Source organism: Pseudomonas sp. (genome assembly GCF_017744435.1).
In the GTDB taxonomy this organism is placed as follows: Bacteria; Pseudomonadota; Gammaproteobacteria; order Pseudomonadales; family Pseudomonadaceae; genus Aquipseudomonas.
On sequence record NZ_JAGIBG010000013.1, the window covers coordinates 14,022 to 38,565 of the forward strand.

The 24,544-nt window shown below is 65.4% G+C and carries 22 protein-coding genes; 15 read left to right on the forward strand and 7 right to left on the reverse strand.

Annotation, left to right across the window (positions count from 1 at the left end):
* Nucleotides 1-26: 26 nt before the first annotated feature.
* Both J7573_RS11100 and J7573_RS11105 read left to right on the forward strand, forming a co-directional pair.
* Entirely contained in the window at nt 27-1,028 is a 1,002-nt protein-coding gene (locus J7573_RS11100; RefSeq protein WP_294334620.1) for an ABC transporter substrate-binding protein, read from the forward strand.
* On the forward strand, nt 1,025-1,873 hold the full coding sequence (locus J7573_RS11105) for an ABC transporter permease subunit (RefSeq protein ID WP_294334622.1): 849 nt from the start codon (nt 1,025-1,027) through the stop codon (nt 1,871-1,873). The genes J7573_RS11100 and J7573_RS11105 overlap by 4 nt, the downstream gene beginning before the upstream one ends.
* A 24-nt stretch (nt 1,874-1,897) precedes the next feature.
* Here the strand turns inward: J7573_RS11105 and J7573_RS11110 are convergent, their stop codons facing one another.
* Nucleotides 1,898-3,385: an aldehyde dehydrogenase family protein gene (locus J7573_RS11110; protein ID WP_294334623.1), complete on the reverse strand. Its 1,488-nt coding sequence runs from the start codon at nt 3,383-3,385 to the stop codon at nt 1,898-1,900.
* 487 nt (nt 3,386-3,872) lie between these two features.
* Between J7573_RS11110 and msuE the strand changes: the two genes are divergently transcribed.
* The 3 genes from msuE to sfnR are packed head-to-tail and all read left to right on the forward strand — an operon-like array spanning nt 3,873 to nt 6,737.
* Nucleotides 3,873-4,433: an FMN reductase gene (gene msuE / locus J7573_RS11115; RefSeq protein ID WP_294334625.1), complete on the forward strand. Its 561-nt coding sequence runs from the start codon at nt 3,873-3,875 to the stop codon at nt 4,431-4,433.
* Nucleotides 4,434-4,442: 9 nt separating this feature from the next.
* Complete coding sequence (locus tag J7573_RS11120) at nt 4,443-5,627, forward strand: acyl-CoA dehydrogenase family protein (RefSeq protein WP_294334627.1); 1,185 nt, start codon at nt 4,443-4,445, stop codon at nt 5,625-5,627.
* Between the two features lie 9 nt (nt 5,628-5,636).
* Entirely contained in the window at nt 5,637-6,737 is a 1,101-nt protein-coding gene (sfnR, locus tag J7573_RS11125; RefSeq protein WP_294334629.1) for a sigma54-dependent transcriptional activator SfnR, read from the forward strand.
* A 122-nt stretch (nt 6,738-6,859) separates the two neighbouring features.
* On the opposite strand, the gene J7573_RS11130 is transcribed toward sfnR, so the two are convergent.
* Nucleotides 6,860-7,483, reverse strand: a complete 624-nt coding sequence (locus J7573_RS11130; protein ID WP_294334631.1) for a glutathione S-transferase — start codon at nt 7,481-7,483, stop codon at nt 6,860-6,862.
* A gap of 125 nt (nt 7,484-7,608) precedes the next feature.
* Between J7573_RS11130 and J7573_RS11135 the strand changes: the two genes are divergently transcribed.
* The 3 genes from J7573_RS11135 (at nt 7,609) to J7573_RS11145 (ending at nt 10,343) form a co-directional block, all read left to right on the forward strand.
* Nucleotides 7,609-8,139 carry a GNAT family protein gene (locus J7573_RS11135; protein ID WP_294334632.1) on the forward strand — a complete coding sequence of 177 codons (531 nt, stop codon included), beginning with the start codon at nt 7,609-7,611 and terminating at the stop codon, nt 8,137-8,139.
* Nucleotides 8,140-8,228: 89 nt separating this feature from the next.
* Nucleotides 8,229-9,548, forward strand: a complete 1,320-nt coding sequence (locus J7573_RS11140; RefSeq protein ID WP_294334635.1) for an FAD-binding oxidoreductase — start codon at nt 8,229-8,231, stop codon at nt 9,546-9,548.
* A 12-nt stretch (nt 9,549-9,560) separates the two neighbouring features.
* Complete coding sequence (locus tag J7573_RS11145) at nt 9,561-10,343, forward strand: NAD(P)-binding domain-containing protein (RefSeq protein WP_294334636.1); 783 nt, start codon at nt 9,561-9,563, stop codon at nt 10,341-10,343.
* 117 nt (nt 10,344-10,460) lie between these two features.
* Here the strand turns inward: J7573_RS11145 and J7573_RS11150 are convergent, their stop codons facing one another.
* Entirely contained in the window at nt 10,461-11,939 is a 1,479-nt protein-coding gene (locus J7573_RS11150; RefSeq protein ID WP_294334638.1) for an FAD-dependent oxidoreductase, read from the reverse strand.
* Between the two features lie 302 nt (nt 11,940-12,241).
* On the opposite strand from J7573_RS11150, the gene J7573_RS11155 reads away from it, so the two are divergent.
* The 3 genes from J7573_RS11155 to J7573_RS11165 are packed head-to-tail and all read left to right on the forward strand — an operon-like array spanning nt 12,242 to nt 14,333.
* Nucleotides 12,242-13,621, forward strand: coding sequence for an MFS transporter (locus tag J7573_RS11155; protein ID WP_294334640.1), 1,380 nt, complete (start codon nt 12,242-12,244; stop codon nt 13,619-13,621).
* 11 nt (nt 13,622-13,632) lie between these two features.
* The gene (locus tag J7573_RS11160; RefSeq protein ID WP_294334641.1) at nt 13,633-13,983 is read left to right on the forward strand and encodes a cupin domain-containing protein; all 351 of its coding nucleotides are present in this window, start codon (nt 13,633-13,635) and stop codon (nt 13,981-13,983) included.
* An 11-nt stretch (nt 13,984-13,994) separates the two neighbouring features.
* The gene (locus J7573_RS11165) at nt 13,995-14,333 is read left to right on the forward strand and encodes a RidA family protein (protein ID WP_294334643.1); all 339 of its coding nucleotides are present in this window, start codon (nt 13,995-13,997) and stop codon (nt 14,331-14,333) included.
* 125 nt (nt 14,334-14,458) lie between these two features.
* Here J7573_RS11165 and J7573_RS11170 read toward each other — a convergent pair whose 3' ends face one another.
* The gene (locus J7573_RS11170; protein ID WP_294334645.1) at nt 14,459-15,517 is read right to left on the reverse strand and encodes a GlxA family transcriptional regulator; all 1,059 of its coding nucleotides are present in this window, start codon (nt 15,515-15,517) and stop codon (nt 14,459-14,461) included.
* 198 nt (nt 15,518-15,715) lie between these two features.
* Between J7573_RS11170 and J7573_RS11175 the strand changes: the two genes are divergently transcribed.
* Genes J7573_RS11175 through J7573_RS11185 form a run of 3 tightly spaced genes read left to right on the forward strand, consistent with a single transcriptional unit; the run spans nt 15,716 to nt 19,534 of the window.
* The gene (locus J7573_RS11175) at nt 15,716-17,107 is read left to right on the forward strand and encodes an FAD-binding oxidoreductase (protein WP_294334646.1); all 1,392 of its coding nucleotides are present in this window, start codon (nt 15,716-15,718) and stop codon (nt 17,105-17,107) included.
* A gap of 10 nt (nt 17,108-17,117) precedes the next feature.
* The gene (locus J7573_RS11180) at nt 17,118-18,086 is read left to right on the forward strand and encodes an NAD(P)-dependent oxidoreductase (RefSeq protein WP_294334648.1); all 969 of its coding nucleotides are present in this window, start codon (nt 17,118-17,120) and stop codon (nt 18,084-18,086) included.
* The gene (locus tag J7573_RS11185) at nt 18,083-19,534 is read left to right on the forward strand and encodes an aldehyde dehydrogenase family protein (protein WP_294334650.1); all 1,452 of its coding nucleotides are present in this window, start codon (nt 18,083-18,085) and stop codon (nt 19,532-19,534) included. The genes J7573_RS11180 and J7573_RS11185 overlap by 4 nt, the downstream gene beginning before the upstream one ends.
* A gap of 155 nt (nt 19,535-19,689) precedes the next feature.
* Here the strand turns inward: J7573_RS11185 and J7573_RS11190 are convergent, their stop codons facing one another.
* Nucleotides 19,690-20,568, reverse strand: a complete 879-nt coding sequence (locus tag J7573_RS11190) for a DMT family transporter (RefSeq protein ID WP_294334652.1) — start codon at nt 20,566-20,568, stop codon at nt 19,690-19,692.
* 224 nt (nt 20,569-20,792) lie between these two features.
* Here J7573_RS11190 and J7573_RS11195 point away from each other — a divergent pair, with 224 nt between their 5' ends.
* Complete coding sequence (locus tag J7573_RS11195; protein ID WP_294334654.1) at nt 20,793-21,617, forward strand: aldo/keto reductase; 825 nt, start codon at nt 20,793-20,795, stop codon at nt 21,615-21,617.
* A 127-nt stretch (nt 21,618-21,744) separates the two neighbouring features.
* On the opposite strand, the gene J7573_RS11200 is transcribed toward J7573_RS11195, so the two are convergent.
* Nucleotides 21,745-23,835, reverse strand: a complete 2,091-nt coding sequence (locus tag J7573_RS11200) for an EAL domain-containing protein (RefSeq protein WP_294334655.1) — start codon at nt 23,833-23,835, stop codon at nt 21,745-21,747.
* A gap of 139 nt (nt 23,836-23,974) precedes the next feature.
* The gene (locus J7573_RS11205; RefSeq protein WP_294334657.1) at nt 23,975-24,469 is read right to left on the reverse strand and encodes a GNAT family N-acetyltransferase; all 495 of its coding nucleotides are present in this window, start codon (nt 24,467-24,469) and stop codon (nt 23,975-23,977) included.
* Nucleotides 24,470-24,544: the final 75 nt, after the last annotated feature.

The window sequence follows — 24,544 nt, forward strand, 5'->3', positions numbered from 1 at the left end:
CAACAAGCAGTACGACGAGGCTCCTCATGAAAAAGATCCCTGCGCTGCTGGCCAGCCTGCTGCTCACCATCGGCCTGGCCAGCACCGACAGTGCCGCATCGGCGGAACAGAGCAAACCCATTCACTTCGGCGCGCTCGGCTGGGAAAGCGGCGCCCTGACCACGGAAATCCTGCGCCACATCGTCGAGCACGGTTACGGCTACCCCACCGACACGCTGCCCGGCAGCACCGTGAGCATGGAAGTGGCGCTGGCGCACAACGACCTGCAGGTGATCGCCGAGGAATGGGCCGGGCGCAGCCCCGCCTGGGTCAACGCCGAAAGGGCCGGCGAGGTATTCGCCCTGGGTGACACGGTGAAGCATGCTGAAGAAGGCTGGTGGGTACCTGCCTACGTGGTCAAGGGCGACAAGCCCCCCGCCCCCGACCTGCGCAGTGTCGAGGACCTCAAGCGCTATTCGTCGGTGTTCAAGGACCCTGAAAACCCAGCCAGAGGCCGCTTCCTCAACAGCCCCAGCGGCTGGACCTCGGAAATCGTCAACAGCCAGAAGCTCAAGGCCTACGGCCTGGAAGACCTGTACACCAACTTCCGCACCGGCTCCGGCGCTGCACTGGATGCCGAAGTGGACTCGGCGATTCGCCGCAAGAAACCCGTGCTGTTCTATTACTGGAGCCCCACGGCGCTGATCGGGCGGTACGACCTGGTGCGCCTGCAGGAGCCACCGTTCGATGCAGAAGCCTGGGCCACCCTGACCGACCCGAAAAACCCTAACCCCAAAGGCAGCCAGTCGCTGCCGGCAAAACTGTCGATCGGCGTGTCCAAGGCCTTTCGCGATGGCTATCCGCAGCTGGTGGCAGTATTCGAAAAAGTCGACCTGCCCATCGACCGGCTGAACAAGGCCCTGGCCGAGATGAACGAAAAGCGCCTGCCAGCCACCGATGCCGCCAAGGCGTTCCTGCGCGCCAACCCGGATGTGTGGAAGGCCTGGCTACCCGCTGACGTGGCCGGCAAGGTCGAGGCAAGCCTGTGAGCACGGGCTTCCCCGAAGCCCTGCAACTGTCCTTCGCCAACACCATCAACCGCCTGGTCGATTGGTTGGTATTGCACTATGGCGACCACCTGCGCAGTGTCTCCGACCAGTTGCTGCAATTGCTGGTCGGCCTGGAGAACCTGTTGCGCCTGATGCCCTGGTGGCTGTTGTTGCTGCTGGTCGGCCTGCTGGCCTGGCACGCCAGCCGCAGCCTTGTGCGCAGCGTGGTGCTGGTCGCGCTGCTGGCATTCATCGGCATGCTCGGGCTGTGGGACAAACTGCTGCAGACCCTGGCCCTGGTGCTGGTCAGTACCGGGCTGTGCGTGCTGATCGGCGTGCCGCTGGGCATCCTCCTGGCCACCCGCCCGCTGGCCCGGCGCCTGCTGCTGCCGGTACTGGACGTGATGCAGACGCTGCCGGCCTTCGTCTACCTGATCCCGGTGCTGATGCTGTTCGGCCTGGGCAAGGTGCCGGCGGTGTTCGCCACCTTGATCTATGCCCTGCCGCCGCTGGTGAGGCTGACCGAGCTGGGCCTGAGCCAGATCGACCCCTCGTTGCTGCAGGCCGCCCACGGCCTGGGTGCCGGCCGCTGGCAGCGGCTACGGCGCATCGCCCTGCCGCTGGCGCTGCCGAGCATCATGGCCGGGCTCAACCAGTCGGTGATGATGGCCTTGTCGATGGTAGTAGTAGCCTCGATGATCGGTGCCCGCGGGCTGGGTGAGGATGTATTGGCCGGGATCCAGACGCTCAACGTCGGCCAAGGGGTCGAAGCCGGGTTGGCCATCGTCGCCCTGGCAATGGTGATCGACCGGATCAGCCAGGCATATGGGCGCAGCGGCCGATAGACGCGCCCACACGCCTGGATTGGCTCAATACCGGATCATCACTGACTTCAGCTCGGTGTAATCCTCGATGAACGCGCTGCCGAATTCGCGCCCCACCCCCGAGGCCTTGGCGCCGCCAAACGGCACCGCCGGGTCGAGGAAGGTATGCATGTTGACCCACACCGTGCCGGCCTCGATCTGCGGAATCAGCCGCAGCGCCTTGGACAGGTCGTTGGTCCACAGGCTGGCGGTCAGGCCATAGGGGCTGTCGTTCATCAGTTCGACCAGCTCTTGCTCGTTGTCGAACGGCAGCACGCAGACGATTGGCCCGAAGGTTTCCTCATGCAGCAGCGGGTCGCTGGCACCGTTGGCCAGCACCACGGTCGGCTCGACGAAGTAGCCCGGCCGGTCCACTGCCCTGGCACCACACACCACCGTGTTGTTGGCCCGCGCCCGCTCGAAGAAGCCGAGAATCTTCTGCAAGTGCGCGGCATTGGCCAGGGGCCCGAACTGCGCCTCGGGGTCCAGTGCCGAACCGATCTTCATCTGCCCCAGCGCCGCCCCCAGCTTGCGGGTGAATTCCTCGACCTTGCTGTGGTGCACATACAGCCGCTCGGGCGATGCGCACACCTGCCCCTGGTGCACATAGGCCGTTTGCACGATACCGGCCACCGCACCGTCAACATCGACATCGGCCAGCAGCGCCGCGGCATTCTTGCCGCCCAGTTCCAGGGTGGCGCGGGTCAGGTTGGCCGCCATGGCCGCCTTGCCCACGGCGATGCCGGTCGGCACGGAACCGGTGAAGGCCACCTTGGCTACGTCGGGGTGTTCGATCAGCCGCTGCCCGGCCTGCCCCCGGCCGTTCAGCACGTTGAGCGCGCCTGCCGGCACGCCCGCCTTGATTGCCAGCTCGGCAATGCGCAGCAGCGTCAGCGGGGTGAACTCGCTGGGCTTGATGACGATGGTGCAGCCGGTGACCAGCGCCGAAGCGATCTTCCAGATGCCGATCATCACCGAGAAGTTCCACGGCACGATCCCGGCCACCACGCCCACCGGTTCGCGCAGGGTGAACGCGGTGTAGCGCTCGCCGGCGAAAGACGGGATCGACGGCGTCATGGTCTGCCCGGTGATCTTGCTCGCCCAACCGGCAAAGTAGCGCAGGAACACCACGCTCTGGGCGATCTCCAGGCCGCGGGTGAGGTTGATCGACTTGCCCGAGCACAGGGTTTCCAGCTGCGCCAGCTCTTCGGCATTGGCCTCGATCAGGTCAGCCAGGCGGTTCAGCACCACCCCCTTCTGATACGGCGAAGCCTCGGCCCAGGCGCCCTTGAAGGCTTGCCGCGCGCTGCGCACCGCGCGCTCGACTTCAGCAACGCTGGCCTCGGCCACTTGAGCGATAACCGTGCCGCTGGACGGGTCATGGATGGCGATCGACGGCCCCGCCTCGCCCGCCAGGTACTGGCCCTCGATGAAATGGCCATGGGGCCTGGCGAGGAACTCGACCACGGCAGGTAACAGCTGGATATCGCTCATGACATGACTCCTGGATGGCAGTGCAAGAAGGTGTGCCGAGCGATCTTCAAACGCCCGCCCACCCACCTGCCAGCCCCGCACGGCGTTTTGTCAGGCAGCCTCAAGAGAATGTCACGCTGGCCAAATCGCCGCGCCAGGCCGGGCGGCACACTGCGATGACTGTTTGCTCCCACTGAATCACGCAAGCGTTGTTCCTTTCGCCCGCTCGGTCAGCGGGTTTTTTATGCCATGCGATTTATTGCATAAGAATATGAATTCTTATTCTTTTTTTGGCTGTCACAATTCCGCTATAACTCTCCCAACTGTACAGCCGCCAACACTCGGCCAACTGTCTGCAGCGCAACACCTGATCAACAAAACAACGCCCACAAGGCAATACCGGAAGCGCTGTAAAATACGCAACCTGTTGATCTAAAAGGAATTAATGATTCGGCACGACGATTGCTCAAGCAAAGTCCCCCGCTCAACCAGAACCGGAGACCTGCCCATGAGCACCCCACTGAACGTCGTCGCCCTGTCCGGCGGCACTGCCCGCCCATCGCGCACCCTGGCCCTGACCGAGGCCATCCTCGCCGAACTGGGCCAACGCCTGCACATCAAGCCGCACCTGATCGAACTGGGTGACATCGCCCGGCCACTGGGTGCCGCACTGTGGCGCAGCGAACTGCCCGACGCCGTGGAGCAACAGCTACGCCTGGTGGAAAAGGCCGACTTGCTGGTGGTGGCCGCGCCCGTCTACCGCGGCAGCTTCCCCGGCCACTTCAAGCACCTGTTCGACCTGATCGGCCAGGACGCGCTGGTCGATACCCCGGTGCTGCTCGCCGCCACCGGTGGCAGCGAACGCCATGCGCTGGTACTCGACCACCAGCTGCGCCCGCTGTTCAGCTTCCTGCAGGCCCTGACCTTGCCAATCGGCGTCTACGCCAGCCAGGCCGAGCTTGCCGACTACCGGGTTTCCAGCGATGCCCTCGGCGCGCGTATCCGCCTGGCTGCCGAGCGCGCCGTGCCGCTGTTCGGCGCCCATCACGCACTCCGTGAAAGCGCCTGAGGAGCCGCCATGAATGCACCTTTGAATGCGGCCCGGCCAGCACTGGCGGTTGCGCGCGAACTGGCCACGCAGTTCGCCCAAACTGCGGTGGAGCGCGACGAGCGCGGCGGCACGCCCAAGGCCGAACGCGATGCCTTGCGCAGCAGCGGTTTGCTGTCGCTGGTGATTCCGCAGGCGTTCGGCGGCCAGGGCGCGAACTGGCACGACACCTTCGAGGTGGTGCGCGAGTTCGCCCGGGTCGACAGTTCGATTGCCCACGTGTTCGGCTTCCACCACCTGATGCTGGCCACCGTGCGCCTGTTCTCGCGTCCCGAACAGTGGCAGCCGTGGTTCGAGCAGACCGCACGCAAGCACTGGTTCTGGGGCAACGCCCTCAACCCGCTGGACACCCGCACCGTGGTCAAGCACTTCGACGGCTGGTGCGAGTTCTCTGGCAAGAAGAGCTTCTGCTCCGGTGCCAGCGACTCGGAAATGCTGATCGCCTCGGCAGTGGACGAGCGTGCTGGCGGCAAGCTGCTGATCGCCGCGATCCCCAGCGGGCGCACCGGCATCACCCTGCACAGCGACTGGAACAACATCGGCCAGCGCCAGACTGACAGTGGCAGCGCCAGCTTCGAACGGGTGCGGGTCGAGCACGCCGAACTGCTGCTCGACCCCGGCCCGTTGAGCACGCCGTTTGCCGCGCTGCGCCCACTGATTGCCCAGCTGCACTTCGCCAACCTGTTCCTCGGTATTGCCGAAGGTGCCTTCGACGAAGCGCGCCAGTACAGCCTCAAGGAAAGCCGGCCGTGGTTCCGCTCCAGTGCCGCCAGCAGCAGCGAAGACCCTTACGTGCTGCGCCACTACGGCGAGTTCTGGGTGGGCCTTGAGAGCGTGCGCCTGCTGATCGCCCGCGCCGCCCGCCAGCTCGACAGCGCCTGGGCCAAGGAGCAGGCGCTGAGCGCCGAAGAGCGCGGCGACCTGGCCCTGGCCATCGGCACCGCCAAGGTCGCGGCCACGCGCCACGGCCTGGACATCTGCAACCGCCTGTTCGAGGTGACCGGCGCCCGCGCCACCCACGCCTCGCTGCGCTTCGACCGCCACTGGCGCAACCTGAGGACGCAAACCCTGCACGACCCGGTGGATTACCGCCTCCACGAGCTCGGCGAGTGGGCCCTCGGCGGCAAGCGCCCTGCCCCATCCTTCTATTCCTGAGTATCGCCCATGCAACTGCTGACCCTCCCCCCGTCACCGACACTGGCTACCTCGATCAGGGCGACCGCACAGGTCTTCGAAGACCCCAGGTCGCAGGCGCTGCTCGCCCACCTGCAACAGGTCGCCCCCAGCGAGGCCAGCGTCCTGATCATTGGCGAAACCGGCACGGGCAAGGAACTGGTCGCGCGCCACATCCACAACCTCAGCGGCCGGCGCAACGGCCCGTTCATCGCGGTCAACTGCGGTGCGTTCGCCGAATCGCTGGTCGAGGCCGAGCTGTTCGGCCATGAAAAAGGCGCCTTCACCGGCGCCCTGGCGGCCAAGGCCGGCTGGTTCGAAGAGGCCAATGGCGGCACGCTGTTCCTCGACGAGATCGGTGACCTGCCGCTGCCGATCCAGGTCAAGCTGCTGCGCGTGTTGCAGGAGCGCGAAGTGGTGCGCCTGGGCTCGCGCAAGAGCATCCCGATCAATGTGCGGGTGCTGGCGGCAACCAACGTGCAGCTGGAGAAGGCGATCAACGCCGGGCACTTCCGCGAAGACCTGTATTACCGGCTGAACGTGGTGACCCTGCAGCTGCACCCGCTGCGCGACCGGCCGGGGGACATCCTGCCGCTGGCCCGACACTTCATCCGCAGCTACAGCGAGCGGCTGGGCTACGGGCCGGTGGAGCTGAGCCCCAAGGCCCAGGCCAAGCTGGTCGAGTACAGCTGGCCGGGCAATATCCGCGAGCTGGAGAACGTGATTCATCACAGCCTGCTCACCTGCGGCGACGGGGTGATACAGGCGCAGGACCTGCGGCTGTCCAACCTGCGCCTGGAGCGTCGGGAGGAAGCGCCGACGAGCCATGGCGTGGACGATCTGCTATTGCAGGCGTTCAGTCGGCTGTATGAGGAACAGCCTGGCGATCTGTACGAGAAGGTCGAGAATGCCCTGCTGCGTTCGGCGTATCACTTCTGCCATTACAACCAGGTGCATACCGCGCAGTTGCTGGGGTTATCGCGCAACGTCACGCGCACGCGGCTGATTGCGATCGGCGAGCTGGTGGTGAACAAACGCCGGGCACAGGCGCCGCAGGTGCTGGATAACCGCGTGGTGCGTCTATCCATCTGAGATTGCATTTGCCCATGCTGGCCTCTTCGCGGGTAAACCCGCTCCCACAGGGACCACACGAGCCTCAAAGGAAGTGGTGATAATGTGGGAGCGGGCTTGCCCGCGAAGAGGCCGGCACAGGTTTACGCCGTCCGGGGCATCAGTTCATAGGGATGCTTCCAGCCCGGCACTGCCTGGATTCGCTGCTTCCACGCCTCGATATGGCTGAACTCGGTCAGCACGATCCCGGTATCCTCCGGCATGAACACATACCCTGCCAGCGACAAGTCGGCGATGGTCAGCCGCCCGCCAACCATGAACGGTGTTTTCGCCAGGTGTGCATCGACAATCCGGTACGCCGCTGTTGCCCGCTCACGCAAGAAGCCGGTCACATCGGTCTCCCCAGTCTTCTTCAGGCACAGCAGGAACCGCAGGGCCGCGTAGTAACTGGTGAACTTGTGGTTGTCGAACAGCATCCAGCGCCAGATCTCTCGCTTCTCGTCGTCATCACGCGGACCGAATTGGCCGGTGCGTTCGGCGAGGTATTCGAGAATCAGCGCCGACTGGGTGAGCCGTTGCCCGGCGTGCTCCAGCACGGGCACTTCGCCCTGCTCGTTGACCTCGTCGCGCCACTGCGGGTCGCGGGTCTGGCCATTGAAGAAATCAACGAACACCGGTTGCCAGTCCTGGCCGGTGAGTTCGAGCATCAGCGCAGCTTTGTAGGCGTTGCCGGATTCGGCGAAGCAATGCAGCGTGTATTCGGGCATGGGCGGACCTTCAGTTTCCTTTGAATGATCGGTTTGGGCGTTCACGGCAAACCGCGAATCAGCTCGCACAGATTACACAAAAATGTGCTTAGCTTGCCCGATCAACCCGCCCAGGAAGGCCTGTAATGCCCTACCCCGATCTGCCCCGTACCTTGTCCACGCCCCGCACCCTGCTGGTCCGCCCCGCGCCGGCGTTCGCCCAGCAACTGCAGCAGGCGCTGCTCGACAGCTACGCGCTGCACCAGCCGTTCCTGGCCTGGGCCAAGCCCGACTGGACCTTGAAGGAAGTGCAGGAAACGCTGCAACTGAGCGCCGAGGAGTTCCTCGACCCGGCCAAGGAAAAGCGCTATTTCGTGCTCGCCGCAGACAGCGGGGATGTCATCGGCTGCATTGGCCTGCGCCCAGGCAATGACGAGTACGAAGTGGGCTATTGGGCGAACCAGGCCAGCAGCGGCCAGGGCCTGATGCGCGAAGCGCTGACCTGCCTGCTGGACGCTGTCGATGCCCCAGTGTGGCTGACCACCGACATCGACAACCTCGCCAGCCAGCGCCTGGCCGAACATGCCGGGTTCGTCGCAGCCGGCAGCCACTTGACCGAAATTGACCCCAGCACCCCGCGGCCGCTATTCCGCCGTGTACCTGTCGGGCGCAGGTGAGCCCGAACATCCCACCACCCGTCCCTCCCGTTATATGCCCGCCACAAACCCCGATGCGATAGTGGAGAAAACAACACGGATAAAATCCCATGTACAGAAACACCTCTACCCCCGCGGACGACAACGGTTGCGGCTGGTTCCACCTCAGCCCCAAGCGCCAGCCACGCGCCGCGCACCGGGGGCGGAGCGAGGCGCGCTGGGTGGTGCTCGGCGCGGGCTTCACCGGCCTTGCTGCGGCGCGGCAACTGGCGCTTCACCACCCTGACGATGAGATTATCCTGGTCGAGGCCCAGGAGGTCGGCTTCGGCGCCTCGGGTCGCAACTCGGGCTTTGCCATCGACCTGCCCCACGACATCGGCGCCCCCGACTACATCGGTGACCTGGCCACGGCGCGGATGAACCTCAAGCTCAACCTGCGCGCCCAATCGATCCTGCGCGGGCTGATCAACCAGCACGGCATCGACTGCCAGATTCGCCCGGATGGCAAGTATCAGGCGGCGGTCGAGGACAAGGGCCTGGCGGTGCTCGAAGCCTACCGCAGCGGCCTCGACAAGCTCGGCCAACCTTATGAGATGATCGACACCCGCGACCTGCCCGAGCACTTCGGCACGGCCTTCTACCGCAAGGCGCTGTACACCCCGGGCACCCAATTGCTGCAGCCGGCCGCGCTGGCCAAGGGCCTGGCCGAAAGCCTGCCGGGCAACGTCACGCTGTACGAAGGCACCACCATCACTCGCCTCGAACAGGGCCGGCGCATCACCCTCAAGCATGCCCACGGCGAGATCGTCGCCGACCAGCTGCTGCTGACCAACAACGCCTTCGCCTCGTACTTCGGCTTCCTGCCGGGCCGGCTGCTGCCGATCTTCACCTATGCCAGCATGACCCGTGCGCTGACCGAAGAAGAACAGGCGCGCCTGGGCGGCAAGGCGACCTGGGGCATCATCCCTGCCGACCCGTTCGGCAGCACCCTGCGGCGCACCCCGGACCAGCGCCTGCTGGTGCGCAACAGCTTCAGCTTCAACGCCAACGGCCGCGCCCGGCAGCGCTACCTGGACCGCGCCGGGCGCCAGCACCGCGAGTCGTTCGAGCGGCGCTTCCCGATGCTCTCGGGGCTGCCGTTCGAGTTCACCTGGGGTGGCTCGATGTGCCTGTCGCGCAACCACCTGTCGCACTTCGGCACCCTGGCGCCGAACGTGCACGCGGCGCTGTGCTGCAACGGCCTGGGCATCACCCGTGGCACCGCCACCGGCACCCTGCTGGCCGACTGGCTGAGCGGCGAGCGCGACGAGCTGATCGACTTCCTGCTCGGTTCCGACGGCCCCAACCGCAACCCGCCGGAGCCGCTGCTGAGCGTGGGGGTCAACCTGAACCTGCACTGGGGCCAGCGCCGTGCCGGCCTGGAAAGCTGAAAAGGAGGCAACATGCTCAGGCTGGGTATTCTCGGGGTCGGCGAGCTGACCGAAAAAGTGGTGGTCGGCCTGCGCCGCAGTGGTTTCGAGGGCGCGCTCTACCTGTCGCCACGCAACGCGCAGCGAGCCGAGGTGCTTGCTGTGGAACAGGGATGCGAGGTGCTGCCGAGCAACCAGGCGGTGGTCGATCAGGCTGACCTGGTGATCCTCGGCGTGCGCCCGGAGTCGCTGGCACAGCTGGCCGGCGAAGTGCGCCTGCGCCCCGGCCAGCGCCTGGTATCGCTGGCAGCCGGGGTCAGCCTGGAACTGCTGGCCACAGCCTTCCCTGGCGCGCATTGCGTGCGGGTGATGCTGTCGTATGCGGCGCAGTACAACCAGTCCACCGTGGTCGTGTGCCCGGCAGATGAGTTGACCGAACAGTGCCTGGGGCCGTTGGGCAACCTGGTGGTTGTGCAGGATGAGCCGGCCTTCGAGCTGGCCACGGTGGCGGCGTGCATGAATGGCTGGTTCTACTTCCTGTTGCATGACTTGCAGCAGTGGCTGACCGACAAGGGCCTGCCAGCGGCCCAAGCGCGTGCGCTGGTGCTGGGCAACCTGCAGGATTGCGTGAGCAGTGCGCGGAACCAGCCGGAGTACACCCTGAAAGCGTTGGGGCAGGCGATTGCCACGCCTGGGACCTTTACTGCCGATGGTCTGGCGGTGCTGATGCATCAGCCGGTGAGTGCCAACTGGGGGGCGGCTTGCGAGGTGGTGCTGGATGCCTTGCTGACCCGGTCGGGGTTGGCTGGGCGATAGGTTTTTCCTGCCCCGGCCCTTTCGCGGCTAAAGCCGCTCCCACAGGTACTGCACAAACCTTCAGATCTGTGCGATCCCTGTGGGAGCGGGCATGCCCGCGAAGAGGCCGGTGGAGATCTAAGCCTGTCGATACACCCGGGCAGTGTCTTCCTCGAAGTGCTTCAGCTCCTCCTGCCGCCGAGCCTCCGTCCAGCCCATCGCCGCTGCCGTACAGTGTGACAACTGCTCCACCCGCTCGCGCCCCAGGTCCGGGTCCAGCCCGCATGGCAAACGCCGGCGCACCAGGTCCACCAACCGCACCACATGCTCACGGGCAACGATACGGGCAATGTCCTGGCCATCGATGCGCTCGCGTTCGATCATGCCCTTGGGCGCCTTGCCCCGCTTGCCCAACCGCGCCTCCACACCTCGGGCGATCACCCGCGCGGCATGGCGATGGAGCATGATGGTCGAGCCGGTCAGGGTCAGCAGGTCGGGCTTGCCGGCCGCCTCGCTCAGGCGCACCGGCAGGTAGGTGCTGCGGCCATCCAGGGTCGAGGTCGGGCGCACGCCGCACCAGCAGTGCTGCACGTCGGCGCGGGTCAGTTGCAGGTCGGGGAACAGGTGATTGGCCTCGGCGAGGATGTAGTCGATCTCGCCGTCCTCGACGCGCACCGTGTCCGGGTCGTCGGTGAAGTGCGATTCGGTCGGGCCGATGAAGTGGAATTCACGCCAGGGGAACACGTAGTAAGGCTCGCCCTTGCTGGAGAACGCTTCGAGGCCTTGGCCACGATAGGCCTCGGGCAGCCGTACCATGACATTGACGCCCTTGATGCCGAGCACCCGCGGGCCACGGTCGGCCGCACCGGCCACACGATCGACCCATGGCCCGGCAGCGTTGATCACCACCTTGGCAGTGACGTGCGCCTGGCCGAGCGCCTCGGGGGCCTGCTCGTCCAGGGTCAGTTGCCACTGGCCCTCGCTGCGCTGCAGCTGACTGACACGGGTATAGGTGCGCACCGTCGCGCCGCGCCATTGTGCGTCCAGCGCGGTGTCGACGCAGATGCGCTCGGGCCAGGCGTACATGTATTCCTCGAACACCCCCACGCCACGCAACGGCCCGCCAAGGCCGGCAGCCATGGCGCTGTCGCCGGCCGCCTGCTGCGCCGACTGGCGGCGGTAGGCCAGGGGTACTTTCCAGCCACCAAGCGCCTCGACCAGGCGAAAACCCATGTCCACCAGCCATGGCGGGTAACGGTCGCCCTTGCGGAACGGGTAGTGGAAACGGTGCTTGGTCAGGTGCCCGGGCATGTCCTTGACCAGCTCGGCGCGACAGCGCATCACCTCGCGGGTGTAGCGCAGGCGCTGCCACATGTCGAGCGGGCGAAACGGGATCTGCCACAGCGGGTAGCGCGCGGCCAGGTAGCCCAGGCCCGAATAGAGCATGCGACTGGAGCGCGATGAGGTGCCGGCACCGATGTCGCCACGGTCGACCAGCAGGGTACGGAAGTTGCGCGCGGCCAGCTGCCGGGCGGCGGCACAGCCGACCGCACCGGCGCCGATGACCACCACGTCGTAGTGGTCGCCGTCGAGGGATTCCAAGGGGGGACGGGTCATGATTCTGGTTCCGGATTCTTGTGTTTGTTCTGGAAGATCTGTGTTGCCTTCTTCGCGGGCTTGCCCGCTCCCACAGGGACTGCGCCGGCTTCAGGGCTGCGGCAATCCTGTGGGAGCGGGCAAGCCCACGATAGAAAAGCCCCCACCCTCCCCTCTAGAACATCCAGGACAACTTGCATAAGCCCTGGGCAAGCCCCGCCAACGCATCCCATGACTCGTCCCAGCCGTTATATGGAGCCCCGCGAGGCCAGTGCCATAGTGCCGCGACGCTGATGCGTGAATAACAACAAGAGGTAAGTTGAATGACCACATCCAAACGCTCTGTCGAAGATGCTCCGCTGAATGCCTTCCACCGCAAACTGACCGTCTACTCCGCAGGCGGGCCGTTCCTCGATGGTTATGTGCTGAGCATCATCGGCGTGGCCATGCTGCAAATTACCAACGCCTTGCAGCTGTCGGCCTTCTGGGAAGGCCTGATCGCGGCCTCGGCCCTGATCGGGGTGTTTCTTGGCGGTTTCATCGGTGGCTGGTTCACCGACAAATACGGGCGCAAGGTGTTGTACCTGGTGGACCTGATCGCCATCGTCGGCTTCTCGGTGGCACAGTACTGGGTCGAGTCAGCCTGGGCGCTGTTCGCCTGGCGCTTGCTGATCGGTGTCGCGGTCGGGGCCGACTATCCGATCGCCACGTCGCTGCTGGCCGAGTTCCTCCCGCGCAAGCAGCGCGGCCCGCTGCTGGCGGCCATGGTGCTGATGTGGTTTGCCGGCGCTGCCGTAGCCTACGTGGTCGGCGAGTTGCTGCTGCGCGTGGGCGGTGACGACGGCTGGCGCTGGGTGCTGGCCAGCGCGCTGGTGCCGGGGGCGCTGTTCCTGATTGCCCGCAGCGGCACGCCGGAATCGCCACGCTGGTTGCTGAGCAAGGGCCGCAAGGCCGAAGCCGACGCGGTGATCAAGAAGGTCTACGGCCCGGATTACTCGATTGCCGACCTGCCCGAGCAGAGCAGCGGCAAACCGGTGTCGCTGTGGTCGCTGTTCCACTCCGGCTACGGCAAGCGCATGGCTTTCGTCACGCTGTTCTGGACCTGCGCCATCGTGCCGCTGTTCGCCATCTATGCCTTCGCCCCTAAGGTGCTGCAGGCGCTGAAGCTGACCGGCGACTGGGCCGCCTACGGCTCGATCGCCATCACCTTCCTGTTCACCCTCGGCTGCCTGCTGGCGACCCTGCTGATCAACCGCCTGGGGCGACGCAAGATGCTGATCCACAGCTTCCTCTGGTCGGGCTTGTCGCTGGTGCTGCTGGGCGTGTTCCCCGACGCGTCGCCAACCACCGTACTGGTGCTGTTCGGCGCCTATGCGGTACTGATCGGCGGTGCCCAGGTGCTGGAATACGTGTACCCCAACGAACTGTTCCCTACAGAGATCCGCGCTTCTGCAGTGGGTTTGGCTACTTCGCTGTCGCGCATTGGTGCCGCCGTGGGCACCTACCTGGTACCGATCTCCCTGGCCAGTTATGGCGTGGCCAACACCATGTTCGCCGCTGCCCTGATCTCGCTGTTCGGTGCGCTGATCTCCTGGTGGCTGGCCCCCGAGACCAGCAAGCTCGACCTGCAGCAGGCCGCTGCCCTCGGCGGCCAAGCCGCAACGGCTTCGCCAACCTATAAATCTGTCGCTCGTAAAGCCTGAAGGAACCCGTCATGAGCCAAGTCCTTACCGTTGTCCGCAATGCCCCTGCCTCGCTGCTGGGCGAGCCGGCCCCTGCCCGCCTGCCGATCGGCGAACCGATCGCCCATGCCGCCTCCGCCCAGGACCAGACCGATCAAGCGGTGGGTGCCAGCATCGGTGTGTGGGAAAGCAGCCCAGGTGTATTCCGCCGCTTCCTCAAGAACCGCGAGTTCAGCCATATCATCAGTGGCCGCTGCACCTTCACCCCTGATGGTGGCGAAGCGGTGGAGCTGCGTGCCGGCGATGCAGTGCTGTTCCCGGAAAACTGCGAGGGCGTGTGGCATATCCACGAAACCCTGCGCAAGACCTACGTGCTGTTCTGAGGAGTCGGCAGATGATCGAACGGATCAACCCTGGCCCACGGGCCAGCCAGATGGTGCTGGTGGATGGGCGCATCGAGACCTCGGGGATCGTTGCGCTGCAAGCGGGTGATATCGCTGCGCAGACGCGTTGCGTACTGGCGCAGTTGGAGCAGTGGCTGGGGCAGATCGGGGCTGGCAAGCAAAACCTCACACGCATGCAGATCTGGCTGTCCGACATGGGCGAGTTTGCGGCGATGAACGAGGTGTATGACGCCTGGGTGGGGAACCAGCCGCCGGTGCGGGCTTGTGTGGGGGCTGCTTTGGCGACGCCTGAGTACAAGATCGAGATTCAGGCCTTCGGGCAGCTTTGAGATCGCCGGGGCCGCTTTGCGGCCCATTCGCGGGCGAGCCCGCTCCCACAGGTACAGCGCAAGCCTGAGTATTGTGCGATCCCTGTGGGAGCGGGTTTACCCGCGAATAGGCCGGCGAAGTAAGCTCACAAATCCGGGTCCAGACCTACTTTGTCACCGTGCCAGGCAAACCGCTCCACTTCATGCCGGCGCTTGCGGAAACTATACGGCGTCTCGCCATACTGCTTGCGGAACCACAAAATGAAGTGCGAGGCATCGGAAAACCCGCAGGCCAAGGCGATGGTGGTGATGTTCTGGCTGGTGTTCACCAGCAGGCGCCGCGCATGGTCCAGGCGCAGCTTGCGCCAGTAGTTGGCCGGCGGTTCCTGGGTGTTGGCGACGAACTCGCGGTGCAACTGTCGCGGGTGGGTGCCCACCGCTTCGGCCACCGCCTTGAGCGTCATCGACGCATCGAGGTTGGCGCGCATGAAGGCGATTGCCCGCTGCACCCGGTCGTTCTGGTAAACGCATTCGCTGGCGGCCTTGTCGCTCTCCTCCTCCGCCCGCTCATCCACCAGCAGGTATTCCAGGCCCTTCTGCGCCCGCACCGCACCGCAGTGGCGGCGGATCAGGTTGGCCGCGAGATCAATGGCGGTGCCGCCCGGGCAGGTGATGATGCCGCGGTCATCGACGTAGCTCTTGTCGATGACCATGGTCGACAGCGGGAAGCGCTCGCGGAACTCGTCGCGCAGGGTGAAGTGCACCGCGCACCGGCGGCCATCGAGCAGGCCGGCCTTGCCCAGCACGAACGACGCCGAGCACAGGGCGATGATCGGGATGTTGGCCGCATGCACGTCGCGCAAGGCATCCAGCAGCCAGTCCGGCGGGTTGCGGGTTTCGCCGAGCAAGCCGCCGGCCAGCACGATGTAGTCGTACTGGGCGAACAGGTTGAGCGATTTGGTCGGCGAGATTGGCATGCCGCAACTGGCGGCAATCGGCTGGTCGTCGAGGGTCATCCAGTCCCACTGGCAATACACTTGCTGGCTGCGGAACGACTTGTCGGCGGCAAAGCGCAGCGAATCCACCAGGCCGGCGACAGGCACCAGGGTGAACTGGTTGAGCAGCACGAAGCCGACGCGCAGTTCGGGCTTGATCTGAGCCGGTGGTTCAAGGGTTTGTAGTTGTTCTTGTAGTTGCGCAACCATGAATGTCGGCCTCATGACCTTGCTGAATAGCGCCATTGTAGGATGCACCCGGCGTCCGGCATATCATATGCCGCACGACAAATAGTAAGTCCATGACAAAACGCGCCGCCGTTCTATCAATTGTCATGGCTGTAATATCGGGCCACTGACCGCGCTGAGCATCATGTCGTCACAACAACATGCTCAGAGGCACCCCTCATGTACCGCGGATTCTGGTATGCCCAGGCACTCGACCTGGACAGCGACCTGGCCCCTGCCCTGCAGGACTCGATTCAAGCCGACGTGTGTATCGTCGGCGGTGGCTTCCTTGGCCTGTGGTCGGCCATCCGCCTGAAACAGGCACATCCTGAAAAGACCATCGTCATCGTCGAACGCGACCGCTGTGGCTCCGGTGCCAGCGGCCGCAATGGCGGCATTGCCACCAACTGGTGGGGCAAGTACCTGTCGGTGCGCACCATTTGTGGCGACGTCGAGGCGCGGCGCATCTGCGAGGCGGCGGAGTCGGCGATCGACGAGATCGGCAGCTTCTGCCAGGAGCACGGCATCGATGCCCAGTACCGCAAGGACGGCTGGCTGTGGACGGCGACCAACCAGCGGCAGATGAACTCCTGGCGGGTGCTCACCGACGGCCTGCAGAAACTCGACGTCAACCCGTTCCAGGACCTGGACCGCGAAACCATCCGCGGCCGCGTCGGCTCGCCGCTGGTGCTGGGCGGCATCTTCGACCCCAACGCCGCCACCGTGCAGCCAGCCATGCTCGCCCGCGGCCTGCGCCGGGTGGCGCTGAAGCTGGGGGTGAAGATCTTCGAGAAGTCGCCGTTCACCCATTTGGTACGCGGCAAGAACCCCGTAGTGCACACCGCCAAAGGCCACGTGAAGGCCAACCACGTGGTACTGGCGCTCAACGCCTGGGGCGCACAGTTCCCGGAATTGCGCCGGATGATCGCGATCATGTCCAGCGACATGGTGGCCACTGCGCCGGTCAAGGCCAAGCTCGACGCCATCGGTTTCAGCCGCGGCGAGTGCATGACCGACTCGCGCACCGTGCTCAACTACTGGCGCAACACCCCGGACGGCCGTGTGGTGTTCGGCAAGCCGCTGGGCCAGTTCGCCTATGCCGGGCGTATCGGCAACCTCTATGAAAAGCCTTCGCCGGCTGCCGACAAGGTCGCCGCCGAGCTGCGCCGCCTGTACCCGCAGCTGGAGGACGTGCCGGTGGTCAGCAGCTGGACCGGCCCGATCGACCGGGCCATGAAGGGCCTGCCCAACTTCGGCTACCTCGACCATCACCAGACGGTGAGCTACGGCATCGGCTTCTCGGGCAACGGCGTGGCCACCACGGTATTCGCCAGCCGCATCATCAAGTCGCTGGCCACCCACGCCAATGACGAGTGGGCCAACTGCGGCCTGGTCAACCAGAAGATGAAGCTGCTGCCGCCAGAGCCGTTCCGCTTCTTCGGCGCGCACATGGTGCGCGATGCGCTGGTGCGCAAGGAATCGCTGGAAGACCACGACCAGGACGCCGGTTTCGTCACCCGCCAGCTGGTCAGCATGGCTCCGGCCGGCTATGTGCCGGCGCAAAAAAAATAAGGAAGACAGCATGAGCGAACATATCGTCCTGCTCGACGACGAGGGCCTGGCGCCCTCCACCCGGCTCAAGCGCCCGGACTGCGAACACACCTGGCAACAGTTTGCCTACACCCACCCGGAACAGATGATCGAGCACCTGCAGGATGCCACCATCGCCTTCACCTGCAGCGTGCCGCTGCGTGAAGAGCACCTGCGCCAGTTGCCCAAGCTGAAGATGATCTCGCTGGCCCTGACCGGCCGCGACATCGTCGATGTCGATTACTGCAACGCCCATGGCATCGAAGTGGCCAGCGTGCCGGGCTACGCCGCCAACACCGTGGCCGAGCACAGCCTGGCGATGATTCTCGAGCTGTTCCGCCGCCCGGCCGCATTCACCCGGCTGATGCGCCAGGTGCATGCCGGCGAGGCCGAATACAAGAACATCTACTTCGACCACCGCATCCGCGATGTGCGCGGCAAGCAGCTGGCGATCATCGGCAGCGGCCCGATTGCCCTGCGCCTGGCCGAGCTGGCGCGGGCCTTCGGCATGCAGGTGCTGTTCGAGGACCGTGGTGGCAAGCGCCGTGGTGCCGACTGCCGACCGCTGGCCGAACTGCTGCGCAGCTGCGACGTGCTGTCGATCAATTGCCCGCTCACGCCCGAAACCCACAACCTGATCGACGCCGACCGCCTGGCGCTGATGAAGCCGGATGCCATCGTGGTCAACACCGGCCGTGGTGGCGTGGTCAACGAGGCGGCGTTGATCGACGCCCTGCAGCAAGGGCGACTGGGTGGCGTGGCGCTGGACGTGGTGGAAGTCGAGCCGCTGCACCCGAGCAACCCGCTGTTCCAGCTGATCGACCGCGACGACTTCCTGCTCAACCCGCACATCGCCTGGAGCAGCGAAGACGCCATGCAGCAGCTGATGGACAGCGCCGTGGACAACATCAGCGCGTTCGTCGCCCGCCAAGCCAACAGCAGAAGGATCCGTAGCGCATGACCCTGGTTACCAAGAGCAGTTACGTCGACGGCGCCTTCGTCGCCCTGGACAGCGGCAGCGACGTGCTGGAAAACCGCAACCCGTCCAACCCCGGCGAAGTGATCGAGCGCTTCGTGCGCGCCGACCAGGCGCTGACCGAACAGGCCCTCGCCGCCGCCCGCCGCGCCGCACCTGGCTGGGCGCGCAGCAACCCGCAGCAACGCGCCGATGCGCTGGACTTCATCGGCAGCGAAATCCTCGCCCGCCGCCAGGAGCTGGCCACCCTGCTGGCCCGCGAGGAAGGCAAGATCGTCCGCGAGGCCCTCGGTGAAGTGGACCGCGCCGGGCGCTCGTTCAAGTTCTACGCCCAGGAGGCGCTGCGCGCCGAAGGCGAGAAGTACCAGTCGGTGCGCCAGGACGTGGGCATCGACGTGTTCACCCAGCCGTTGGGCGTGATCGGCATCATTGCACCGTGGAACTTCCCGATCGCCATCCCGGCGTGGAAGATCGCCCCGGCGCTGTGCTTCGGCAACTGCGTGGTGTTCAAGCCCGCCGAGCTGGTGCCTTCTTCGGCCTGGGCCCTGACCGAGATCATCGCCCGCGCCGGCCTGCCAGCGGGCGTGTTCAACATGCTGATCGGGCCGGGGCGCAGCGTCGGCGACACGATCATCCGCTCGCCGCTGATCGATGGCATCAGCTTTACCGGCTCGGAAAACACCGGCCGGCAGATTGCCCGGCTGGCAGCGGAAGGCATGAAGAAAGTGCAACTGGAAATGGGCGGCAAGAACCCGCTGATCGTGCTCGACGATGCCGACCTGGAACAGGCCGTGGACGTGGCGCTGAACGGTTCGTTCTTCAGCACCGGGCAGCGTTGCACGGCAAGCTCGCGGGTGATCGTCACCGAGGGCATCCACGATGCCTTCGTCGCGCGCCTGGCCGAGCGTACCCGTGCGCTGAAGGTGGGCGATGCGCTGCAGGCCAGTACCGATATCGGCCCGGTGGTCGATGGCCGGCAGCTGGAGCAGAACCTGGCGTACGTGGCCAGCGGCCGTGAACAGGGGGCGAAACTGGTGTGCGGTGGCGAGACGGTGGAGAACGCTGCGGGGGCGTATCTGTTCACCCCGGCACTGTTCACCGAGGTGACGCCGGACATGCGTATCTACCGCGAAGAGATCTTCGGGCCGGTGTTGAGCGTGCTCAAGGTGCGGGACTATGACGAAGCCTTTGCCGCTGCCGAGGACACGGCGTTCGGTTTGTCGGCGGGGATCGTCACCACCTCGCTGCGCCATGCCGAGCACTTCAAGCGCAACAGTTCGGCGGGCATGGTGATGGTCAACCTGCCGACGGCGGGGGTGGATTACCACGTGCCGTTTGGTGGCAATGGTGCTTCGAGCCTGGGGTCGCGGGAACAAGGTACCCATGCGCGGCAGTTCTTTACCCGGGTGAAGACCACCTACCAATTAGCCTGACAGGCGTGCGCTCTACTTGTGGGAGCCGCGCTTGCCGGCGATGGGCCGCAAAGCGGCCCCACGATTTCAAGGTTGTTGCATAAATTGCCGGGGCCGCTTTGCGGCCCATCGCCGGCAAGCGCGGCTCCCACAGGGATGGACGCCCGGGCACTCTTTTACTTCTTGCGCTGCATCCAGGCCGCGCCCAGGCCGCTCAGGCAGATGATGGCGATACCCAGCAAGCTCGCGCTGTCGGGCACCTGGCCGTAGATCAGCAGCCCCAGCAACCCGGCAAACACGATCTGGCAGTAGCTGAACGGCGCCAACAGCGCTGGCGCGGCATGGCGGAAGGCCTGGGTCAGCAGCAGGTGCGCGCTCATGCCGAAACCACCCAGGGCCAGCATCAGCAACGCATGCTCCCAGCGCGGAACTTCCCAGAAGAACGGCACCAGCGCACTCATCACCAGGGTGTTGCACAGCCCGGCGTAGAAGTTGCTGGTGGTCGGGCTGTCATAGGCTGCCAGGATGCGAGTGAGCAGCTGATAGAAGCAGAAGCCCAATGCCGAACCGAATGGATACAGGATCGCCGGGGTGAACATCGCGCCACCGGGGTGCACCACCACCAGCACACCGATGAAGCCCAGCACCACGGCCACCCACTGCCCAGGCGTCACCCGCTCCTTGAGCAAGGGCGCCGACAGCGCCGTGACCAGCACCGGGGCAAGGAAGTTGACCGAGGTCGCCTCGGCCAGCGGCAGGTATTGCAGGCCGGTGGTGAACAGCAGGCTGGTGCTCAGCAGGCTCAACGCCCGCAAGGTCTGCAACACCGGGCGGCGGGTGCGCAGCACATTGAGGCCCGACTTGGGCAGGAAGATCCCGGCCATCAGCAGCGTGTGCACCACGTAGCGGGCCCACACCACCATGACGATCGGGTACAGCCCACCGAGGAACTTGGACAAGGCATCGTGACTGGCAAACAGGAACGTCGCCACCACCACCAGGGCGATGCCACGCAGGGGTTGGTTGACTCCGGACAGCGGTGTGCTGGAACTCATGGCGTTCTCGACGGCGGCGCGGCTGCATGCTGCGCCAGGGGAAGCTGCGACAGCACGGATTCTAGAAGAGATACGACGACTTGAGGAAGTTCATTTCCGGGCTTTGCGTGGCACGTTTGCCATTCCGTTCGCTGATCGACCACTTTCCGCCGCGGCTACATGTTCCGTGCCCGGCAAAGCGCGCACCATCGATGACGGACCTCGACCTCGAACAAGGAGTTTTCATGCAACGGCTCACTACCCGCAACGGCCTCGACCTGCCCTGCATCGGCCTGGGCACCTGGCCGATGACCGGCGACGCCTGCACCCGTGCCGTGCACCAGGCGCTGGAACTGGGTTACCGGCACATCGACACGGCCACCGCCTATGACAACGAGGCTGCCGTCGGCCAGGCCCTGCGCGACAGCAGTGTGCCCCGCGAGCAGATCCACCTGACCACCAAGGTCTGGTGGGACCGCCTGGCGCCCAAGGCCATGCGCCAGTCGCTGGAAGACAGCCTGCGCGCGCTGGGCACCGAACAGGTCGACCTGTTCCACATCCACTGGCCCGGCAAGGACTGGGACCTGGCCCGCAGCATCGAAACCCTGGTGGCCCTGCGCGATGAGGGCAAGGCGCGCAGCATTGGCGTGGCCAACTTCCCGCTTGGCCTGCTGCGCCGGGTGATCGAAGAGCTGGGCGCGCCGCTATCGGCGATCCAGGTCGAGTACCACGTGCTGCTCAGCCAGCAACCGCTGCTCGACTACGCCCGCCAGCATGACCTGCTGCTGACCGCCTATACCCCGCTGGCCCGAGGCCGTGCAGCGGAGCAGGCGGTGATCCGCGAGATTGCGCGCAAGCATGACGTGCTGCCGAGCCAGGTGGCATTGAAGTGGCTGCTGGACCAGGATGGGGTGGCGGTGATTCCCAAGGCCAGCAGCCGGGAGAACCAGCTGGCCAACCTGGCGGCGCTGGAGGTGCGCCTGGATGATGCCGACCGGGCGCTGATTGCCGGGTTGCCGAAGGATCAGCGGGTGGTCAGCCCGGACTTTGCGCCCGACTGGAATAGCTGAGAAACCAGGGGGCCGCTTTGCGGCCCTTTCGCGACACAAGGCCGCTCCTACAGGGATTCGCGATCCCCTGTAGGAGCGGCCTTGTGTCGCGAATGGGCTGCAAAGCAGCCCCCAAGCCCTCGAACGGTTACACGCAGACCTGCTTCAGGCGCTCGCTGGCCGGCGCCGGCCGCCCATACAGATAGCCCTGGAAGTGCGAGCACCCTTCCGCCCGCAGCCGCTGCATCTGCTCCTCCGACTCCACCCCTTCGGCCGTGGTCTTGATCATCAGGCTGTTGGACAGCTCCGTGATCGCGCGGATGATCGACATCGCTTCGCGGCTGTCGCACATGTCATGCACGAACGACTTGTCGATCTTGATCCGGTCGAACGGGAACGAACGCAGATAGCCCAACGACGAATAGCCCGTACCAAAGTCATCCAGCGAGATCGACACGCCCAGGTCCTTCAGCGCCCGCAAGGTGCGCACGTTCTCTTCGCTGTTGCCGAGCAGCACCGACTCGGTGATCTCCAGTTCCAGGCGCTGCGGCGCCAGCCCCGAATCGGCCAGGGCCAGGGTCACGGTGTGAACCAGGTTGGCGTTCTTGAACTGCACCGGCGACAGGTTCACCGACACGGTCTGTTCGGTACCCCAGGTGGCCGCCTCCTGGCACGCCAGGTTCAGCGCACGGGTGCCGAGTTCGTGGATCAGCCCGGTTTCTTCGGCGATGGGGATGAAGTCCATGGGCATGACCATGCCCCGGGTCGGGTGCTCCCAGCGCAGCAGCGCTTCGTAGCCGGTCACGCTGCTGGTCTGTTGATCCACCACCGGCTGGTAGTGCAGGTGCAGCTGCCCCAGGTGCAAGGCGGTGCGCAGGTCGGTCTCGACCAGGCGGCGCTGGCGGGCGGCAACATCCAGTTCGAGGTGGAAGCACTCGTAACGGCTGCGGCCATTGCGCTTGGCCTCGTACAGGGCCATGTCGGCGTAACCGAGCAGTTGTTCGGCCTGCTCATGGTCTTCAGGTGCAAGGGCGATACCGATGCTGACGCCTACCGAGAACTGGTGACCCTCGATCTGGAACGGTGGGCAGATGGCCTCGATCAGGCGCCTGGCGGTATTGCAGGCGGCTTCGCGGCTGTCCAGGTGGGTCAGCACCACGGCAAATTCGTCGCCGCCCAGCCGGGCCAGGGTGTCGTGCTCGCGCAACTCGCGGCGCAGGCGCTTGCCCAGGGCGCGCAGCAGCTTGTCGCCGAAGGCATGGCCGAGGGAATCGTTGATGTTCTTGAAGTTGTCCAGGTCCAGGCACAGCGCGGCGGTGAGCTTTTCGCTCTCGTGGCCGCGCACCAGGGCCTGCTTGAGGCGCTCGTGGAACAAGGTACGGTTGGGCAGCCCGGTGAGCGCGTCGTGGTGCGCCATGTGGTGGATCTGCGCGTGGGCGGCGAGCTCTTCGGTGGCGTCTTCGGCCACGAACAGCACGTAATCGGCCTGACCCTCGCATTTCTGGCTGAGCAGCGCGCGGCTGCGCAGGGTGCGCGGGCCACAGGCGGTATCGACCCGGGTTTCGGCGGCAAAGCCTTTGCTGCTGCGCGCGCCTCGGCTGAGCTGGGTTTCCAGGTAATCGGCCGCGGCCGGTGCCAGGCACTCGCCAGGCGTATGGCCGATCATCGGCTTGCCGCCGCCACCGAACAGGCGCTCGGCCTGCTGGTTGGCGAGCAGGATGCGCTGGCTTTCAAGGTCCTGGACGATGACGCTGGCGGGGATGTTGGCGATCACCGAGTCGAGAAACTGCGACAGGTTGGCCATTTCCTGGCTGTACTGCTCGGCCAGCTCCTTGGCCTGCAGCAGCTCCAGCTCCTGCTGGCGGCGCTCGGAAATGTCGCGGGTGACCTTGGCGAAACCGACCAGTTGGCCGTTGTCATCGCGAACCGCGTCGATCACTACATGGGCATGAAAAGCCGAGCCGTCCTTGCGCAGGCGCGAGCCGATCTCTTCGAAGCGACCGGTGCTGCGCGCCTGCTCCAGGTTCTGCTCGGGCAGGCCGGCCGCGCGCTCGTCTTCGCTGTAGAACAGCGAGTAATGCTGGCCGACGATTTCTTCGGCGCGGTAGCCCTTGGCCCGCTGGGCGCCGGGGTTCCAGTTGGCGACAATACCGTCGGGGGTGAGCAGGTAGATGGCATAGTCCACCACGCTCTGGATCAACAGCCGGTACATGATGTCGGGGCTTGCGACTAGCGACATGAAATTTACCTGAACCTGCGACGTGTGCGAAAGGAACCCCTGGCCAGCGCGGCCGGGTCTTGTAAAGCAGTGCTGGCATTATGCCTTGCGAGCGGATTTTGTGAAGTGGGTCACAAAATTATGCTGCATCGACAGGCAGTCAGTGGCGAGTGGAGGTTACCTGGTAGGTGAGCAGGTCCGGATCATCGCCGGGGAAGATCTGTTGCACTGGCCGGTGCAGGTCGGCCACCACCGCCTTGCAGAACGCCACCGCGATCGGGTCCAGGGCGTAGCAGCGCAGCAGCCAGTCACCCGGGTTGGCGAGGAACTCATTGGCCACGGCGCGGCCGATGCCCTGGCGCCGATAGCGCTTGAGGATGAACAGGTCGGCCAGTTCCAGCGCCTCGATGCCGGGCAACTCGCTGCGTTCGACCAGCACGAAGCCGGCGATGAAACCGTCCACCAGCACCAGGCTGGCGCTCCAGCCTGGGGACTGCCAGTAGCGCTGCAGGTGCTCTTCGTGGATGTAGAAACGGCCGTCCACCTCGACATCTTCCTGCTCCCAGTCGGAGGACTCATAGGCGTAGAACTGATAGAGGTTACGGATCAGGTCGGCCTGGTCGGGAGTGGTAGGCAGCAGTTCGATGGGCAGCATGGCTGGGTGGGCTCGGGGAAAAGGTCATTCTAAGGCTTTTGCATGACCTGTGATGGCGTATTCGCGGGCTCGCCC